We start from the raw sequence: 2,234 nt of genomic DNA, 5'->3' as shown, positions 1-2,234 counted from the left end.
GGAAAGCGTTGCCGCCATCATCGGCGATATCAGCTCTCGGGGCAGGATCAGGCAAACGGCATTTCCGAAGTCAGTCACGCCATCAACCTGATCGACGACGTCACGCAGAAGAATGCCGCTCTGGTGGAACAAGCCATGGCGGCGGCTTGCGCCATGAAGGATGAGGCCCGCAGCCTGGCCGATCTGATCAGCATCTTCAAGCTTGAGGGGGCTCTCGAAACTCCTGCGCTGACAGCTACTGGCAGCCATCCGACCACCCACGCCTTGGCGCTGCCGTTGCAGTATTGAAGAGTCAGGCTGGGCTGCCCTGCCCTGCCTGTGGCTGCCCAAGCAGCGAACGGACGGCGGGGTAGTCGTACAGTTCGTCCTTCATCGCCGCGATAGTGTCGGCACGGGTGCCCGGCGGCGCTAGCCTTGGCAGGCCGGTTTTTTCCAGCGCGTCCAGTGCACGTCGCAGCATACGACGTGACCGCGCCACCTCAGCTTGCGGCCATCCGCGTACGCGCGCCATGTTGTACAGCCCGACGGGCCCGCTGATCAGACCATGTCCGACCGCACGGCCCAGCAGGATGAATTCGTCGCGCCGGGTGTAGGTGAAGCGCCGGTAGGCCGCCGTCCCGCGCAAGTCCACGCGCCGATTTGCAGTCTGAAGAGACCAGCGGGGATCATCCCGGGGCGGGTTGAGCACAGCCGAGGGCGGTGTCGCAGAGAGGATGCGCTTGTTCTCCGCCTTGCTCACTCGCACCTCCCCGGTGGCGGCCGTGAAGACAGTGCCGCCGATGGCACCGGTGGTGGCGGCTCCGGCCAGTGCGGCAGGTTGAAGTTGGTGACTATCGCCAGGGACTTGCAGGCTGTCGAGGTTGCTGATGGTATCGATGATGGGCAGGCTGGTCCCGGTTGAAATACCGCCTTGGAAAGCCTGCACGTAGCGCTGGACGATTTGGGCCGATTCGCCCGGCTTGCGCAGGCGGGCATGGCGATTGCGCTTTTCGAGGTAGGACAGATCGTCCAGGCAGCGGCCGATCAGCCCCTCTGCGGGGATGTGACCCCAGTGCGCCATATCGAAGGACTCAAAGTCATCGATATCGCGCGTGGCAGCGGCGATGGCCTCGGCCAGTTCACCGCTGCGCCGCTGTAGCATTGCCAGCGGGCGTTGCTGGCTGCCGCCTGCGGCGATCTGACGTTCGAGGTCCAACTGCTCCTTGACCAAGGTGGCGAGGGCATCTTCGTACACTTCCCTGATGGCAGCGACCTGTATCTCCGGCTGGGTGATAACGGATTGGCGCAAGGCGGCTTCGCTCACGTCGGCCGCAGTGAGTTCCGAAAAATGCCGCTGTGCCGCTTGCGGCAGCAGAAAGTCGCCCCACTTCACATTGGCGCGCAGGTTGTAACGATGCCGATTGCGCCGTTCATCCAGATAGCCAGCCCCCCATTGCAAGGGGATGGCGGCACCCAGGATGGCCGGACCGGCAATCTGGCCGGCGACAGGGACGGTTGCGGTGATCAGCGCGCCTGCCACGCCGATGCCATTGACGGCCATGCCCCAGGTCTTGCTGTAGCTCTGGGTGCGATTGAGGCCGATGCGCCGCCGGTAGGTGCGGTCCATCAGCTCGTGCAAGGTAGTGAAAGCCGAGACCAGGCTGGCCAGCGCTTCGGTATTGTCTTCACCGTCTGCCACCTGCTCGAACCGCGTGATCGCCTGCTCCAAGGCGGTCCGACTGAACACGGCGGCGTGCCGTATCTGGCCCATGTCCGGGCTCTTGTCGATCTCCGGCCTGACTACCGGTTGTCCGCCGGAGCGCTTGAATGATTCCTTGACATCAGTGAGGGTGCGTAGCCGGCCGGTCACGAACGGATTGATCAAGTTGGGCGGGAGTTCATGAGCCAGTATCTTGACTACTTCGGCCAGTATCTTGATCGCTTCGCTGGCACCAGGCAACTCCGATACGCCCAGGCTCACAAGCGCGGCAGCGGTGCTGACCACGCGCCCGGCAACGCTGTGCAGGCCCTCGTAACATGCGGCGGCCCTGATCCCGCGCGCATACTTGGCCACATCGATATTGAGTGCATCCATCATGTGCGCTGTGGCCACATCGGTGAGTAGCGTGCGTGAATAATTCTGCGGGTGGCGCTGGAGATCGGCGAGGAGATCGTCGATGGGTTGGTGATACAGGCTGTCCCGTGTCTGGCGAGCGTGTTCGGAATTGGGCAGGCGCGGCAGGAACTGGCAAGAT

1 protein-coding gene and 1 pseudogene are annotated in these 2,234 nt (G+C 63.5%); one reads left to right on the top strand and one right to left on the bottom strand.

Annotation, left to right across the window (positions count from 1 at the left end; genetic code table 11):
* Positions 1–288: pseudogene (locus I5W_RS19900) on the top strand (hypothetical protein); the annotation flags it as partial.
* A gap of 4 nt (positions 289–292) precedes the next feature.
* Here the strand turns inward: I5W_RS19900 and I5W_RS19895 are convergent.
* The coding region (locus tag I5W_RS19895) for a hypothetical protein (protein ID WP_044530528.1) at positions 293–2,234 on the bottom strand (1,942 nt) is incomplete at its 5' end.

The organism is Herbaspirillum sp. B65, from assembly GCF_000333555.1.
GTDB lineage: Bacteria > Pseudomonadota > Gammaproteobacteria > Burkholderiales > Burkholderiaceae_D > Herbaspirillum > Herbaspirillum rubrisubalbicans.
This window is presented reverse-complemented; position numbering and strand designations above follow the sequence as displayed.